Source organism: Capnocytophaga sp. oral taxon 332 str. F0381, from assembly GCF_000318275.2.
Taxonomy (GTDB): domain Bacteria; phylum Bacteroidota; class Bacteroidia; order Flavobacteriales; family Flavobacteriaceae; genus Capnocytophaga; species Capnocytophaga bilenii.
On sequence record NZ_KB291272.1, the window covers coordinates 8818 to 9186 of the forward strand.

General features: G+C 36.6%; 1 protein-coding gene. It reads right to left on the minus strand.

Going from position 1 to position 369, the window contains the following annotated elements; translation table 11 throughout:
- On the minus strand, positions 1–369 hold a 369-nt coding region (locus HMPREF9075_RS13750), incomplete at both ends, for a DUF2931 family protein (RefSeq protein ID WP_009414980.1).

A 369-nucleotide genomic window follows, 5' to 3' on the forward strand; every position in this document is an offset into this window, starting at 1 on the left:
TTAAGTCACTATTTAAAACCTCTTCTCTATCCTCCTTGCTAAATATGAGTCTTTGGTGACTATCTAACCCAGGAGGCTCTTTCAAATCTATTTTTTCGGCTTGGTATCTTCCTATTTCAGTATTTTTTTTATAACCTCTACCTACCCATAGCACTACTACACCCCCAGGGGCTATACCTACCACTACTGTATCATAGGTTGTATGCCTTACTTCCCCATTAGGGACTCTTTCTTTATAGCCTTCTCTAAAGAGTTTTTCTATTTTTTCGTAATCAATAGCAGTCTTGAGCCTATAAAAACAATCTTCTTTATATGAGAACCATACCATATCTACACTTTTAGGTAGCTTGTCCATTGAAGTGCTTTCAT